Genomic DNA, 13,040 nt, shown 5'->3' on the forward strand with positions numbered 1-13,040 from the left:
CCCGGTTCCTTTTCTATCGAGGTGAATGATGAAAGCCCAATTGATCGCTGCCCTGCTCGTCGCTGTTTCGGCCACGGTTGCCGCACCGGCGTTCGCCAACGAAACCACCGTGACGCGTGCACAGGTACGCGCCGAACTCGCCCAGCTTCAACAGGCCGGCTATCGGCTGAACCGTGCGTCCGACGCGACCTATCCGAACGAGCTGCAGGCCGCGCTGACGCAGATCCATGCCGACGATGCCGTCACGGCCAACGTGCAGGTGGCCGGCTACGGCAGCAACGCCGACGCCGCCACGCAATCCGGCCGCCGGCATGCGGTCAGCGTGGCCGAGCGCTCGGTGTACTTCGGTCATTGAACGTCGCGCCGGTACGTAACCGCTGATTCCTTTCCCGTTTCCAGTTTGTCGAGGTGAATGATGAAAACCCGATTGATCGCTGCCCTTCTCGTCGCTGTTTCCGCTTCCGCTGCCGCACCGGCATTCGCCGACCAGGCCGTCGTGTCCCGCGCGCAGGTGCGTGCCGAGCTCGTCCAGCTCGAACAAGCCGGCTATCGCCCGGGCCGTGCAAACGATCCGCATTACCCGGACGACCTGCAGGCCGCATTGACGCGCCTTCACACGAACGATGCGGTGGCGGCCGATTCGTCCGCATCGTCCGGTTATGGCCGCGACGCTGCGGCCACGACGCAGTCAGGCAGCCGGCCTGCGACGCGCATCGCCGAGCGCTCGATCTACTTCGGCCATTGAATGAAACCGCGAACGGCGCCGATGGCCGGCGTGCGGCGCGCAACCCCTGAAACCCTGTTTCCTTGTCGAGGTAAAAGATGAAGACCCAATTGATTGCAGCCCTCCTCGTTGCGGTGTCGGCCTCCGTCGCCACACCGGTGTTCGCCGGCGAAAGCACCGTCACGCGTGCGCAGGTGCGAGCGGAACTGGCCGCGTTGCAGCAGGCCGGCTACCTGCCGAACCGTCCCAACGATCCGAACTATCCGGACAATATCCAGGCAGCGCTGAGCCGGATTCACGACGGCGGCGCCGTCGCGGCCGACACGCAGGCAGCCGGCTACGGCAGCGACGCCAGCAGCGCGACGCAATCCGGCAGCCGCAACGTGGTTCGCATGGCCGAGCGCTCGATTTATTTCGGCCATTGAGCGTCACGCGACGAAAACAGTCGCCAATCTCCAGCATATAAAGCGCATGCGATGTAATCGCATGCGCTTTTGTTATTGACGGTAACGGAATCTGGATCAGCGGTGCGACCTGTGCGACCGAACCGGTCTATGCTGTGCGGCACCCCACTATCAATCGAGGAGCACCCGATGCGGGATGCTACGACCGGAAACGCGACAGGCGATACGCACGCGCTCGACCGGGTTGTCTGGAACGCCCTCACGGGCAAGCAGCACCGCTTTGCAGTCGGCAATGACCGCGCGTGGCGGTTTCCGTCGGCGATTGCGCCATTCGCCGCGATCGCCGACACGAGCGCGGCTTCGTTCGACGCGCTACGCGACCTGGTCGCCGCGCACGGGCCAACGGCCCTCGTCACGCCGGACGAGATCGAGCCGCCCGCGGGATTGCCGGTCATCCGGCGCGCGACGTTGCTGCAAATGGTCTGGCAAGGAACGCCTGATCCGGCGTATGAAACGGAGCATGTCACGCTCGGCGAAGCCGATGTGCCGGACATGCTCGCGTTGACCACCTCGGCGCAGCCGGGCCCGTTCGGCCCGCGTACGTTCGAGCTCGGCCGCTACATCGGCGTGCGCAGCGAAGGCCGGCTGGCCGCGATGGCCGGCGAGCGGATGCAGCTCGACGGGTATACGGAGATCAGCGCCGTGTGCGTGGATGCCGCGTTTCGGCGGCAAGGCCTTGCGGCGCGACTGATCCGGTCGTTGATTGCGTCGATCGGCGCACGCTCGGAAACGCCTTTCCTGCACGTCCTCACGACGAACCAGGTGGCGATCGAGCGCTACGTCGCGCTCGGTTTCATCGTGCGCCGCGAGATGCGCCTGCTGGTGCTGGGCGACGCGCACGCATGACGAAGCGGCCGACGCGAGGCACGCGTCGGCCGCCAGTGGTTCATCCGGTCATGCTTCGGTCGAACGGATCAGGTTGCCGCGCAGCGTGACGATCGCCTTCTGCACCTTCGCGAATTCGTCCGGCTTCAACCCGGTGGCTTCGACCAGATTCATGTCGAGCCCCTTCTCGCGCACGCGGCGGCCGCTTTTCGTCAGGCTGACGAGCACCTGGCGTTCGTCGGACGGATCGCGGTGCCGCTCCAGATAGCCCATCGCTTCGAGCTTCTTCAGGATCGGCGTCAGCGTATTGGATTCGAGGAACAGCTTCTCGCCGAGCTGGCCGACGGTCTGGTTGTCCTGTTCCCACAGCGCGATGATCGTGATGTACTGCGTGTACGTCAGGCCGAGCTCGTCGAGGATCGGCTTGTACGCCTTGCCGAACGCGAGGTTCGCCGAGTAGATCGCAAAACACAGGAACTCGGACAGCTTCGGTGCGGCGGTCGATGGGGCTTCGGTCGGTTTCATGGGCTTCCTCCAGCGACGTGAACAGTCGCAGACAAGCGCATTATATATCGCATGCGATCTTATCGGAAGCATGATAATCGGCCCCGATGAGCCGGTGCGGCCTCAGTCCTGCCGGCGGCGCTTGCCGGTCTGCAGACGGCTGACCGACAGCAGCGAGCATTGCACCGGATGGGCGATTTCGGTCGCGAGCCCGCCTGCGGCAAACAGCAGGATCATCAGCCAGCGTTTCATGCGTCCTCCACGACCGACAGGCTCGCGCCGTCGGCGACCGTCGCGTCGAGCGCATACGGATCGACGCCCTCGAGGCAGCCGAGATTGACGCGCCAGCATGCCGGGTCCTTGCGCGTCTGATGGAACGGATAGACGCCGCACCGGCTGCAGAAATAGTGACGGGCCGTGCGTGTGTTGAAGCGGTAGCACGTCAGCGCTTCTTCGCCTTCGACGATGTTCAGGTTGGCGGCCGCGAACATCGGGCTCATCAGCGCGCCACGGCGGCGGCACAGGCTGCAGTTGCAGCGAACGGCCGGCGTGATGGCCGCCCGGACTTCGAACTTGACGGCCCCGCAATGGCAGGATCCCTTGAACCACGTTGCAGACATGATGGACTCCGGAAGAGGTCATGCCTGCTTTATAGCGAACCCGCGCGCGGTGCTTGTATCGCGCTGTATCCGCGGTTCTGTCAGATACAGAACGTTGCAAATCTGCGGTTCGCGCGATCAGTCCAGTGCGTGCTGCAGCCGCTCGATCGCCGCGCGCGTCTCATGTTCGAGTGCGGCGAACAGCTCGGCGGCCGGCAGCGCGCGTGCCAGCGGCGCCGCCTGTCCGGCCCACTGCGCGCCGTAGCCGAATTCGCCCTTCGCCTTCGCGGCCGCATGCAGCGCCTTGCCCGCGTCGTAGGCGATCGGATAGGCGGGCGTGGCCGGCGCGTCCGGGGTGTCGCCGAGCGCGGTCAGCCGGTTCGCGATGCCGCGCGCGATCCGGCCCGAGATCGCTGATGTAAACGTCGTGCGTCGAGCGGCGTCGCCAAGCATCGCGCGGCGATAGCCGTCGTCGATCGACGTCTCCGGGCACGCGACGAACGCCGTGCCGAGCTGCGCGGCCTGCGCGCCGAGCGCGAGTGCGGCGGCAATGCCCTCGCCGTCCATGATGCCGCCGGCGGCGATCACGGGCAGCGCGCCTTCGCGCACGATCAGGCGCGTCAGCGCGAACGTGCCGAGTCGATCGTCGTGCGCGGTCGAATCGAACACACCGCGATGCCCGCCGGCTTCGATGCCCTGCGCGACGATCGCGTCGATGCCGGCGGCGGCGATCTGGCGTGCCTCATCGAGATTCGTCGCGGTCGCGAACAGCGTGATGCCCGCGCGCTTCAGCGCAGCGATCACGTCAGCGCCGGGCAGCCCGAAATGGAAGCTGACGACAGCCGGCTTTTCGTCGACGAGCATCGCCTGCATCGCGTCGTCCGCGACGAAGCTCGTATAGATCTCCGACAGCGACGCGGGCGGCGTCGCGCCGTATTCGCGGAACACCGGCGCGAGCCAGTCGAGCCACGCGCGTTCGACGGCCGCATCGGCGTGGGCCGGACTGTGGCAGAACACGTTGATGTTGAACGGCCGGTCGGTGAGCGCGCGCGTGTCGCGGATCATCTTGCGCGCGCCGTCGGCGTTCGTCGCGCCGACGCCGAGCGAGCCGAGCCCGCCCGCGTTCGACACGGCGGCGGCCAGCGCCGGCGTGCTGACGCCGGCCATCGGCGCCTGGACGATCGGTGCGCGGATACCGAGGGTGCGCAACAGCGTCCGGTTGTGGGTCGGTTGATTCATGTTGCTCACCTCCTGTTGACGGCCGACGCGCGAGCTTGGCGCGTCGCATGGGCCGCATGTATCGGCTTTCCGGTTTCACCCCTAGAATAGCGGACGGAGAAACCGCATCCAAGGCCGTCAGCGCGCAGCGTTCACTGAACGCTTCGCCCGACATTCATGCGGCTCCGCTGTCAAAACCAACAACACCATCACAGCACACATGAAAAGAAGAACGTTCCTCGCGCTGCCCGCCGTGGCGGCGTCCGGCATGCTTGCCGGCTGCACCAACGCCGATATCGGCCCGATCACCAATCGCATGATGAAGGACCCGGAATACCGGGAAACGCTGTCGGCGTTCCTGATCAGCGCCGACGGGAAGACGCTCGTCGTGATCGGCAAGCAGTATCACTACATCTTCGATGTGCCGCCTGCCCTCGCGGTCAACCTCACGGCGCCCTATCGGGCCAAGCTGGACACCGATTTCGACGATTTCGAGACGCATGGCGACAAGATCTCCGGGCGTTACGTGTTGCAGCTTTCGCGCGAGGACGCACCGCCCGGCTCCGAACTGCGGGCGCGCGCGCTCGCCGACGGTTTCAAGGACGAGCGCTACAAGCTGACCGAGCGCGGCACGATCAGCGGCAAGCGTTACCAGCCGAACGACGTCACGCCGTCGTCGATTCCGCAGGCATTCAATCATCCTTACAACGTCAAGGTCATCGAGCGGCCGTCGCTGCTCGGCCAGGGCGCGAAGCTCGCGCTGTCGCCGCTCACGATGGCGGCCGATGGCGCCGTGGGCTTGCTTGGCGTGGCGCTGCTTCCGATCGCGCTCACGGCATTCATCATCGTCGCGCATTGAGGCCGGAAGCCATGATGAAATCCCCTGCCCGAAACCTGTTCCGGATCGGCTGCGTGGCCGCTTGCCTGGCGTTCGCGCAACACGCCGCAGCCGAAAGCGACTGGGACGCCGCGCGCCAGGTGCGTACCGACTGGGTGTTCGCGTCGATGAAGGAAAGCGACGTACGGCCGACGCTCGATCGCACCCTGAAGGACCAGGTGCGTTGGGCCGACCTGCCCGGTAACGCACCCGATGCGGGCGCGTTCCAATGCACGAAGCTCGCGCTGCCGCCGCCGTCGGCCGCTGCGCAGGCTGCGTTCGATGCGGCGCCGTCGTCACGTGGCCGAGAAGCCGACAAGGCCTATGCAAAGGCTGCGTCGCTCGGCTCGTGGCGCGCGGCCGCGCGCCTGGTCAACAGTTCGCTCGAAGACGAGGATTGGGAAGGTGCGCAGCCGGCGATCGCGTGGCTGCTCGTGCATCACGTGCCGGCCGGCTACAACAAGCTCGCGGACGTGCTGCAGGCGATGTCGGGCTACGACGGCGAAACGCCCGGCGAGCGCATGCGCGGGATGATCGCGTCGTTGCGCTGGCGTGCGGCGCGTGAAGGCGATCCCGTCGCGCAGATGGAGATGGCCGATCTGTTCGAGAAGCTCGGCAAGAACGACCTCGTCACCGCGCTGCGCGCGTGCGCGACGCAGCAGAATCCGGAACTGAAATGAGGCGCGTCGCCGGTACGCCGCGGTGACATGCGGCGTACCGGTGCGCGCAACGACATCGCCGCCTCGGACTTCGTACCGTAAAGCGTGCGCTTCGGTCGGCAGCGGCAGATCCAGGCGCAGCAGCATCGTCTCGAGAGCGCGAATCGTCAGCGACGTGTCGCGCCGCGCGTTGCGGCGCAGCAGTTCCGCGCGTGGCGGTTCGAGGTAGACGAGCGTCACGTCGGCGCCGTACGCATACGTGAACAAGACGAACTCGGTCATCCGGTCGACACATGTGTCGACCGGCCTGTCGATACGTGTGGAAAGCGGGCGTAGCCGGCACACGAACAAGCGTCTGGCGCTGCGGTTGCTGCAAGCGCGATTGCAGCAGGAGGCCGATCGTCACGCGTTCGATGCGCGCCGTCAGCGGTGGATGCAGCACTTTGCGCTGGCGCGCGGGAACCCCGTGCGCGTGTTTCACGGGCCGGCGTTCGTGCCGGCCGATTGAACATGATCGTATGGCTGCCGCCGGCGGTGTCACGACGGGTCTCATGGTTTTCCCGGCCAGTCAGGTTGCGCGGTGGCGCACCGCTTTCGGTACGCCACCGCGTGCGACGCAGGCTGCAACGGCCTGCCGCGCGAATCCGGGCTGCCGCGCGTTCCTACCCTTTCTGCGTGGGAAAGGACGCTTGAAACATCCGCAATTATCACGCGCCGCCGATTTGCCCACCATGTGTCGGACGATCGGCGCAGCGCGCACATCCAGCCCTTTCCCGGGCCCTGCGATGGCTGCCGCCGTGTCGTATGGCCGGACGCATCACGCCGGCCGCGAACGGCCGGGCCGCGCGCCACGGCATATCGAAAATCAGGAGACACGATGAACAGCCAATCCCTCGATCTCGGCGGCAACGCGGGCGGACCCGCGTCCGCCCGACTGCCGGCCGCTTCTTCCGGCGTCGGCGCCGACGCGGCGGCCCACCCCGTCCGTCGCATCACGCTCGGCGATTTCATGGACGACCTGCCGGTCGGTGCGTTGCACCGGTTCGTCGTCTGGGTGATCGGCATCGGGCTGTTCTTCGACATGTACGAGATCTTCCTCGTCAGCACGATCGGCTCCGCGTTGCAGAACGAATACGGGCTGAGCCGGCAAAGCGCCGATTTCAAGCTGCTGCTGGCGTCCGCGTTCATCGGCATGTTCGTCGGCGCGATGTGCCTCGGCAGCCTCGCCGACCGCATCGGCCGGCGCAAGGCGTTCCTGCTGACGCTCGTGTGGTACAGCGCGTTCTCGCTGGTGGGCGCGTTTTCGGTGAACGCCGACATGCTCGTGGCATGCCGGTTCCTGACGGGCATCGGCGTCGGCGCGATCTATCCCGTCGCCGACAGTTTCCTGTCTGAAATCCTGCCGAAGGAGAAGCGCGGGCGGCTTGCCGCATGGGCCTATACGACTTCGTATGTCGCGGTGCCGCTCGTCGGCTTCCTCGCGCTGTGGCTGAACCCGCTGCATGTGGCCGGCGTGGCCGGCTGGCGCATCATCCTCGCGATCGGCAGCCTCGGCGCCGTGTACGTGCTGCTCGTCCAGCACCGGCTGCCGGAGAGCCCGCGCTGGCTGCTCGCGCAGGGCCGCACGGCCGACGCGCACGCGGCGCTGCGGCGTTTCGCGGAAAGCGCCGGCGTGCGCGTGCCCGAGCAGTTCGCGGAGCCAGCCGAGCCGCAGCGGCCGCTCGGTCTCGGCGAGCGCATCGCGCTGCTGCGTCGCGAACCGTACGGCGCACGCTATGTGATGCTCGCGATCTTCCACCTGTTCCAGGGCTTCGGCTACTACGGGTTCGGCACGCTGGCCGGCACGGTCGTGAAGAGCCGCGGCTTCGACGTGACGGACAGCACGCTGTTCATCGCGCTGTCGTTCATCGGTTATCCAGTCGGGTCGCTGCTGTCGATTCCGCTGCTCAACTGGATCGAGCGCCGCACGCTCGTGATCGTGTCGATCCTGTCGATCGCCGCATTCGGGCTGTGCTTCGCGTATTCGGGCAATACCGTGCTGATCGTCGGCTTCGGGTTCCTGACGACCTGCGCGTCGAACGTGTTCAGCAATGCGTATCACGTGTACCAGGCCGAGATCTTCCCGGCACGCGTGCGCTCGACGGCGATCGGCACTACCTATGCGCTGTCGCGGATCGTCAGCGGCGCGCTGCCGTTCGTGCTGCTGCCGGTGCTCGGTGGCTACGGCGCGGGCGCGATGTTCGGCGTGATCTCGGCCGCGCTCGGCATCGTCGCGGTGACGCTGCGCGTGCTCGGGCCGCTGACCACGCGGCGCAGCCAGGATGAGATCAATCCGGTGTAATGCGGCGATCGGCGCGGGGTGGCGCGCAAGCGTGCCCCGTGCATCGCCGTTTCATCGCATTCAGCGCGCCGACATGAAATCGAACAGCTTCGCGATGTCGGTGGTCAGCACGCCACCCGCCTTCACGCCGACCCACAGCGAGCGCGTCGCCCACGCATCGTCGAGCTTCACGATACCGAGCCGCGCCGCGCGCTCGCCCGTCACCGCATCGCGCGGCAGCACGCCGATGCCGAGCCCCGCCTCGATCATCCGGCTCACGCCGTCGAAATTCGATACCTGGATCCGCAGCTTCAGCGAGCGCTCGGCCGCGAACGCGGCGTCGGTCATGCGCGCGAGCAGCGAACTGCCGTCGCTCAGGCCGACGTAGTCCTCGTCGAGCGTATCCGCGAAGCGGATGCTGTCGCGCGAGGCGAACCGGTGCGTGCGCGGCACGAGCAGCACGAGTTCGTCGCGCCGGTACAGCCGCCGCTCGATGCCGGGGGCCGGCACGTTGTCGGCGAATACGCCGAGATCGGCCTTGCCCGACGCGAGCGCGTCGACGATCTCGTGGCTCAGCCGCTCCGCCAGACTCACCTTGATGCCGGGGTTGTCGGTGAGGAACGCGGCGAGATCGGCGGGCAGGAACTGGACGATCGCGGACGTGTTGGTCCACACGTGGATGTGGCCGCGCACGCCAGCGACGTAGTCGCTCATCTCGTGCGCCATCCGGTTGACCTGCTCGATCACTTTCGTCGCGTGATCGAGCAGCGCACGGCCCGCGGGCGTCAGCTCGACGCCGCGCGCATGCCGGACGAACAGCGCGCTGCCGGTCACGCTTTCGAGTTCGGCGATCCGCTTGCTGACCGCGGAAAGCGTGAGCTGGCCGTGTTCGGCCGCCTTCGTCAGGCTGCCGTGCTCGGCGACGAGCGCGAACACGCGCAGCGACTGCAGATCGAAATGAAGCGGGTTCACCATGTCGTGGGTCCTGGGAAGGCCGTGCGGCGCACGCCATATTGCACCGGCCTGACGCCGATCATACGCGCGGCCGGACCCGTGCGATACGGCGTGCGGCTAGCGCGATGCGATGGCCTGCAACGCGGCGAGCATTGCACCGTCGGGCCGCGCGAGATCGTCGAGCACGGCGAAGTGCTTCATGCCGGGCAGCCTCGTACGTGCAATCCGTTCGCCGGCCGCGTCGCACGCCGCCGCGTATTCGTCTGCCTGCCGGATGAGTTCGGGCAGTTCGGCGTTGCCGACCGCCACGACGGTCGGCGCACCGGGCCCGACATGACGCAACGGGCTGCATGCGTCGATCTCGCGCGCGGTGAGCTGCAGCTTGTCGTTCAGGCAGCACAGCGAGATCGGTTCGAGATCGACGAGCGGGCTGATCGCGAGCGCCGACACGACGGCCGGATGCGCGCGATGCATGGCCGTCAGGTGGCCGCCCGCCGAGTGGCCGCTCAGGTGGATCGGCCGTTGCGCGGTGCCGAGCCCGTCGGGGTCGCTGGCCAGATGATCGAGCAGCATGCCGATCTCGGCGACGATCTCGGTCATCGTCGCGATCGGCGCGAGCGTGTATTCGGCCAGGATGACGTCGAAGCCGCGCGCGAGCGGCCCGCTCGCCGCATACGCGAAATCCTCTTTCGTGCAGTGCTGCCAGTAGCCGCCATGGATGAACACGAACAGCGGCGCACCGGGCTGCCCGCACGACAGCCAGTCGAAGCGTTGCGCGGATTGCGCGCCGTAGCGCAGGTTGCGGCGGCCGGGCGTCGCGTCGTACAGCGCGGCGCTGCGGGCCTGGCACGACGCGAGCAGCGCCGGGAAATCGGCAACGGCCCTCGTGTTCAGGTAGGCGGCGTCGAGCGCCGCGCGGTCCATGCCGCGATAGAGGATCGTCATTCGGGAGCGCCTGGGTCGGGTTGCGGACAGGCACGGCAGCGTCGCCGTGCGCGTGACGAAGTCGGCGGCCGGGCCGACGCCGTTGCAGCATTATCCGCAGCGCCGCCACGACCTGCTATCCGGAATCGGCGGGCGCGGCGCCCGCCTGTCCGCTTTCGGCGACGAACTGCGGACGCCGTACACGCGTGGACCCGCAGGCCGCCGCCGCTCAGATCGGTTCGGAGATCTCGATCAGGTTCAGGTCGGGATCGCGCACGTAGACCGAGCGAATCTTCTGCGTCGCGCCCGTGCGCTCGACGGGCCCTTCGACGATCGGCCATTCGACGCGCTGCAGGTGCGCAATCACGTCGTCGAGCGGCACCGATGCGATGAAGCACAGGTCGAGCGCGCCGGGCACCGGCACATGCGCCTTCGGCTCGAACTCGGCGCCGCGCACATGCAGGTTGATCTTCTGGTTGCCGAAGCGGAACGCGAGCCGGCCGGCGCCGAACGTTTCGAGCTGCATCTGCAGCACCTCGGTGTAGAAATGCTTCGTCTTGTCCGGATCGACGCAGGTCAGTACGAGATGGTCGAGGTGGTCAATCAACGCCATGGATGTCGCTCCTGTTGTTCATGAAAACGCGCGTTGCGCGGGCATGTCGCCGGCGTCGGTGGGCGGTGCCGGATGCAGGTCCGAGCGGCGCCCGGCCTTCAGGATCTGGCTCGGCACATCGTGCCCGATCAGCGCGGGCAGCCGTGCCGACGCGGCGAGCACGGCCGCGAGGTCGATGCCCGTATCGTAGCCGTCGAGTTCGAGCATGTGCACGAGTTCCTCGGTGCACGCGTTGCCGGTCGCCCCCGGCGCATACGGGCAGCCGCCGAGCCCGCCGAGCGATGCGTCGAAGCGGTCGATGCCGGCGTCGAGCGCTGCAAGCGTGTTGGCCAGCGCCATCCCGCGCGTGTTGTGGAAATGCAGCGTGAGTTGCAGCGCGCGGAAGCGCTCGCGCGCGCGTTCGCACACATCACGCACCTGCGACGGAAATGCCATGCCCGTCGTGTCGCACAGCGTGAAGCCGTGCACGCCGAGATCCGCGAAGCGCTGCATCCAGGCGAGCACCGTTTCAGCCGGCACGTCGCCTTCCATCGGGCATCCCATCGCGGTCGACAGCGATACGTTGATCGCGACCCGCGAGCCGCGCACGGCGTCGAGCACGCCGCGCAACTGCTCGAACGACTGCTCGCGCGTCATCCGCAGGTTCGCGCGGTTGTGGCTTTCGCTCATCGACATCACGAGGTTCACTTCGTCGACGCCGCACGACAGCGCGCGCTCGGCGCCGCGCACGTTCGGCACGAGCACCGTATAGACGACGCCCGGTGCGCGCACGATGCCGTGCATCACGGCCTCGGCGTCGCGCAGCGCGGGGATCGCCTTCGGCGACGTGAACGACGTGACCTCGATCTTCGCGTAGCCGCACGCGCTCAGTGCATCGACGAGCGCGATCTTGTCGTCGGTGTCGACGAAGGCCGCCTCGTTCTGGAAACCGTCGCGCGTCGCGACTTCGTGGATATGGAGCCGTTTGCGTTGCTCGTTCATGTCGTCGTCTCGTGGTCAGGTTCAGATCACGCCGCGCGTGCGCCAGTCGTCGCGCGTCGCGGCATCGATGCCGAGCGAGGCGAGTACCGCGTCCGTATCCGCGCCGAGCGCGGGCGCAGGACGGTCGATGCGCCCGGGTGTGGCGTCGAGTTTCGGCACGATGCCCGGCACGAGTACGGGCGTGCCGTCGGGCAGCGCGGCGTCGACGATCATGTCGCGTGCGCGGTAATGCGGGTCGGCCGCGATGTCGGCCACGTCGTAGATGCGACCGGACGGAATGCGCGCGTCGTTCAGCGCGGCGAGCACGGCGTCGAGATCGTGGCGCGCGCTCCACTCGCCGATCGCCGCGTCGATCCGCTCGACCTGCGCGACGCGCCCGTCGTTGCGTGCGAGCGCGGGATCGTTGCCGAGATCGGGCCGGCCGATCAGTTCCATCAGGCGCCGGAAGATGCTGTCGCCGTTGCCGGCGATCAGCGCGTACTTGCCGTCGCGGCAGCGATACGCGTTGGTCGGTGCGATGCCGGGCAGGCTGCTGCCGGCCGGCTCGCGCACCGCGCCGAACGCCGCGTATTCGGGCAGCAGGCTTTCCATCAGGTTGAACACCGATTCGTACAGCGCGACGTCGACGACCTGCCCCTTGCCGCCCTGCTGTTCGCGATGCCGCAGCGCGAGCAGCACGCCGATCACGCCGTGCAGCGCCGACAGCGAATCGCCGAGCGAGATGCCGACGCGCACCGGCGTGCGGCCGGGCTCGCCGGTCAGGTGCCGCAGGCCGCCCATCGCCTCGGCGATCACGCCGAAGCCGGGGCGGTCGCGATACGGGCCCGTCTGCCCGAAGCCCGACACGCGCAGCATCACGAGCCCCGGGTTGATCGCGGACAGCGTGTCCCAGCCGAGCCCCCAGCCTTCGAGCGTGCCGGGCCGGAAATTCTCGATCAGCACGTCGGTTTCGGCGACGAGGCGGCGCACGACGTCCTGCCCTTCGGGCGTGCGCAGGTCGAGCGTGAGCGAGGTCTTGTTGCGCGACTGCGCGGCCCACCAGACCGAGGTGCCGTCGTGCAGCAGCCGCCATTTGCGCAGCGGATCGCCGACGCCGGGCGGCTCGACCTTGATCACGTCCGCGCCGAATTCGGCGAGCATCCGGCCCGCGAACGGCCCGGCGATCAGTTGGCCGAGTTCCAGCACGCGAATGCCGTCGAGAGGTCGTGTCATGGCTGTCTCCGATGAAATCGTGGGATCGATGACGGCGATCATGACGGCGTTCGCGCACGGCGAAAATCGATCGATGCTCAACCAGCCTTTCCGAAACGGAAAGGCGCGCGGCGGCACGCGCGTCGCGACGGCGGTCGTGCGGCGCGCCAGCCTTTCCATCCGGGAA

Annotated in this window: 17 protein-coding genes and 1 pseudogene; 8 read left to right on the forward strand and 10 right to left on the reverse strand. The window is 67.6% G+C overall.

Going from position 1 to position 13,040, the window contains the following annotated elements; all coding sequences use genetic code 11:
* Nucleotides 1-25 precede the first annotated feature (25 nt).
* From HWX87_RS15840 to HWX87_RS15855, 4 genes are all read left to right on the forward strand, one after another.
* Complete coding sequence (locus HWX87_RS15840; RefSeq protein WP_176047994.1) at nucleotides 26-355, forward strand: DUF4148 domain-containing protein; 330 nt, start codon at nucleotides 26-28, stop codon at nucleotides 353-355.
* Between the two features lie 60 nt (nucleotides 356-415).
* Entirely contained in the window at nucleotides 416-745 is a 330-nt protein-coding gene (locus HWX87_RS15845) for a DUF4148 domain-containing protein (RefSeq protein ID WP_176047995.1), read from the forward strand.
* Between the two features lie 77 nt (nucleotides 746-822).
* Nucleotides 823-1,149 (forward strand): DUF4148 domain-containing protein, encoded by a 327-nt coding sequence (locus tag HWX87_RS15850; protein ID WP_176047996.1) that lies wholly within the window; start codon nucleotides 823-825, stop codon nucleotides 1,147-1,149.
* A gap of 168 nt (nucleotides 1,150-1,317) precedes the next feature.
* Entirely contained in the window at nucleotides 1,318-2,034 is a 717-nt protein-coding gene (locus HWX87_RS15855) for a GNAT family N-acetyltransferase (RefSeq protein ID WP_176048231.1), read from the forward strand.
* Nucleotides 2,035-2,082: 48 nt separating this feature from the next.
* Here the strand turns inward: HWX87_RS15855 and HWX87_RS15860 are convergent, their stop codons facing one another.
* From HWX87_RS15860 to HWX87_RS15870, 4 genes are all read right to left on the reverse strand, one after another.
* Complete coding sequence (locus HWX87_RS15860; protein WP_176047997.1) at nucleotides 2,083-2,538, reverse strand: MarR family transcriptional regulator; 456 nt, start codon at nucleotides 2,536-2,538, stop codon at nucleotides 2,083-2,085.
* Between the two features lie 102 nt (nucleotides 2,539-2,640).
* Nucleotides 2,641-2,769 carry a hypothetical protein gene (locus tag HWX87_RS38240; RefSeq protein ID WP_279612962.1) on the reverse strand — a complete coding sequence of 43 codons (129 nt, stop codon included), beginning with the start codon at nucleotides 2,767-2,769 and terminating at the stop codon, nucleotides 2,641-2,643.
* Complete coding sequence (locus HWX87_RS15865; RefSeq protein ID WP_176047998.1) at nucleotides 2,766-3,137, reverse strand: GFA family protein; 372 nt, start codon at nucleotides 3,135-3,137, stop codon at nucleotides 2,766-2,768. The genes HWX87_RS38240 and HWX87_RS15865 overlap by 4 nt, the downstream gene beginning before the upstream one ends.
* A gap of 117 nt (nucleotides 3,138-3,254) precedes the next feature.
* Nucleotides 3,255-4,355 carry a nitronate monooxygenase gene (locus HWX87_RS15870; protein WP_176047999.1) on the reverse strand — a complete coding sequence of 367 codons (1,101 nt, stop codon included), beginning with the start codon at nucleotides 4,353-4,355 and terminating at the stop codon, nucleotides 3,255-3,257.
* 199 nt (nucleotides 4,356-4,554) lie between these two features.
* Between HWX87_RS15870 and HWX87_RS15875 the strand changes: the two genes are divergently transcribed.
* Entirely contained in the window at nucleotides 4,555-5,193 is a 639-nt protein-coding gene (locus HWX87_RS15875) for a 5-formyltetrahydrofolate cyclo-ligase (protein WP_176048000.1), read from the forward strand.
* 14 nt (nucleotides 5,194-5,207) lie between these two features.
* Nucleotides 5,208-5,891 (forward strand): hypothetical protein, encoded by a 684-nt coding sequence (locus tag HWX87_RS15880; protein ID WP_176048001.1) that lies wholly within the window; start codon nucleotides 5,208-5,210, stop codon nucleotides 5,889-5,891.
* A 66-nt stretch (nucleotides 5,892-5,957) separates the two neighbouring features.
* Here HWX87_RS15880 and HWX87_RS38030 read toward each other — a convergent pair.
* Nucleotides 5,958-6,140 (reverse strand): annotated as a pseudogene (locus HWX87_RS38030) (metal-dependent phosphohydrolase); the annotation flags it as partial.
* Nucleotides 6,141-6,189: 49 nt separating this feature from the next.
* Here HWX87_RS38030 and HWX87_RS15885 point away from each other — a divergent pair.
* Both HWX87_RS15885 and HWX87_RS15890 read left to right on the forward strand, forming a co-directional pair.
* Nucleotides 6,190-6,378, forward strand: coding sequence for a hypothetical protein (locus tag HWX87_RS15885; RefSeq protein ID WP_244137697.1), 189 nt, complete (start codon nucleotides 6,190-6,192; stop codon nucleotides 6,376-6,378).
* 369 nt (nucleotides 6,379-6,747) lie between these two features.
* Nucleotides 6,748-8,211, forward strand: coding sequence for an MFS transporter (locus HWX87_RS15890; protein ID WP_176048002.1), 1,464 nt, complete (start codon nucleotides 6,748-6,750; stop codon nucleotides 8,209-8,211).
* Between the two features lie 60 nt (nucleotides 8,212-8,271).
* On the opposite strand, the gene HWX87_RS15895 is transcribed toward HWX87_RS15890, so the two are convergent.
* From HWX87_RS15895 to HWX87_RS15915, 5 genes are all read right to left on the reverse strand, one after another.
* Nucleotides 8,272-9,165: a LysR family transcriptional regulator gene (locus HWX87_RS15895; RefSeq protein ID WP_176048003.1), complete on the reverse strand. Its 894-nt coding sequence runs from the start codon at nucleotides 9,163-9,165 to the stop codon at nucleotides 8,272-8,274.
* 96 nt (nucleotides 9,166-9,261) lie between these two features.
* Complete coding sequence (locus tag HWX87_RS15900; protein ID WP_176048004.1) at nucleotides 9,262-10,089, reverse strand: alpha/beta hydrolase; 828 nt, start codon at nucleotides 10,087-10,089, stop codon at nucleotides 9,262-9,264.
* A gap of 208 nt (nucleotides 10,090-10,297) precedes the next feature.
* Complete coding sequence (locus HWX87_RS15905) at nucleotides 10,298-10,681, reverse strand: VOC family protein (protein WP_176048005.1); 384 nt, start codon at nucleotides 10,679-10,681, stop codon at nucleotides 10,298-10,300.
* 18 nt (nucleotides 10,682-10,699) lie between these two features.
* Nucleotides 10,700-11,662, reverse strand: a complete 963-nt coding sequence (locus HWX87_RS15910; protein WP_176048006.1) for a hydroxymethylglutaryl-CoA lyase — start codon at nucleotides 11,660-11,662, stop codon at nucleotides 10,700-10,702.
* A 21-nt stretch (nucleotides 11,663-11,683) separates the two neighbouring features.
* Nucleotides 11,684-12,874: a CaiB/BaiF CoA-transferase family protein gene (locus tag HWX87_RS15915; RefSeq protein WP_176048007.1), complete on the reverse strand. Its 1,191-nt coding sequence runs from the start codon at nucleotides 12,872-12,874 to the stop codon at nucleotides 11,684-11,686.
* Nucleotides 12,875-13,040 lie beyond the last annotated feature (166 nt).

This window comes from Burkholderia sp. BCC1644, from assembly GCF_902833225.1.
Lineage (GTDB): Bacteria > Pseudomonadota > Gammaproteobacteria > Burkholderiales > Burkholderiaceae > Burkholderia.

Coding starts and splice junctions, on each gene's coding strand:
- HWX87_RS15840 (WP_176047994.1), top strand. CDS start 26: ATGATGAAAGCCCAATTGATCGCTGCCCTGCTCGTCGCTGTTTCGGCC.
- HWX87_RS15845 (WP_176047995.1), top strand. CDS start 416: ATGAAAACCCGATTGATCGCTGCCCTTCTCGTCGCTGTTTCCGCTTCC.
- HWX87_RS15850 (WP_176047996.1), top strand. CDS start 823: ATGAAGACCCAATTGATTGCAGCCCTCCTCGTTGCGGTGTCGGCCTCC.
- HWX87_RS15855 (WP_176048231.1), top strand. CDS start 1,318: ATGCGGGATGCTACGACCGGAAACGCGACAGGCGATACGCACGCGCTC.
- HWX87_RS15860 (WP_176047997.1), bottom strand. CDS start 2,538: ATGAAACCGACCGAAGCCCCATCGACCGCCGCACCGAAGCTGTCCGAG.
- HWX87_RS38240 (WP_279612962.1), bottom strand. CDS start 2,769: ATGAAACGCTGGCTGATGATCCTGCTGTTTGCCGCAGGCGGGCTCGCG.
- HWX87_RS15865 (WP_176047998.1), bottom strand. CDS start 3,137: ATGTCTGCAACGTGGTTCAAGGGATCCTGCCATTGCGGGGCCGTCAAG.
- HWX87_RS15870 (WP_176047999.1), bottom strand. CDS start 4,355: ATGAATCAACCGACCCACAACCGGACGCTGTTGCGCACCCTCGGTATC.
- HWX87_RS15875 (WP_176048000.1), top strand. CDS start 4,555: ATGAAAAGAAGAACGTTCCTCGCGCTGCCCGCCGTGGCGGCGTCCGGC.
- HWX87_RS15880 (WP_176048001.1), top strand. CDS start 5,208: ATGAAATCCCCTGCCCGAAACCTGTTCCGGATCGGCTGCGTGGCCGCT.
- HWX87_RS15890 (WP_176048002.1), top strand. CDS start 6,748: ATGAACAGCCAATCCCTCGATCTCGGCGGCAACGCGGGCGGACCCGCG.
- HWX87_RS15895 (WP_176048003.1), bottom strand. CDS start 9,165: ATGGTGAACCCGCTTCATTTCGATCTGCAGTCGCTGCGCGTGTTCGCG.
- HWX87_RS15900 (WP_176048004.1), bottom strand. CDS start 10,089: ATGACGATCCTCTATCGCGGCATGGACCGCGCGGCGCTCGACGCCGCC.
- HWX87_RS15905 (WP_176048005.1), bottom strand. CDS start 10,681: ATGGCGTTGATTGACCACCTCGACCATCTCGTACTGACCTGCGTCGAT.
- HWX87_RS15910 (WP_176048006.1), bottom strand. CDS start 11,662: ATGAACGAGCAACGCAAACGGCTCCATATCCACGAAGTCGCGACGCGC.
- HWX87_RS15915 (WP_176048007.1), bottom strand. CDS start 12,874: ATGACACGACCTCTCGACGGCATTCGCGTGCTGGAACTCGGCCAACTG.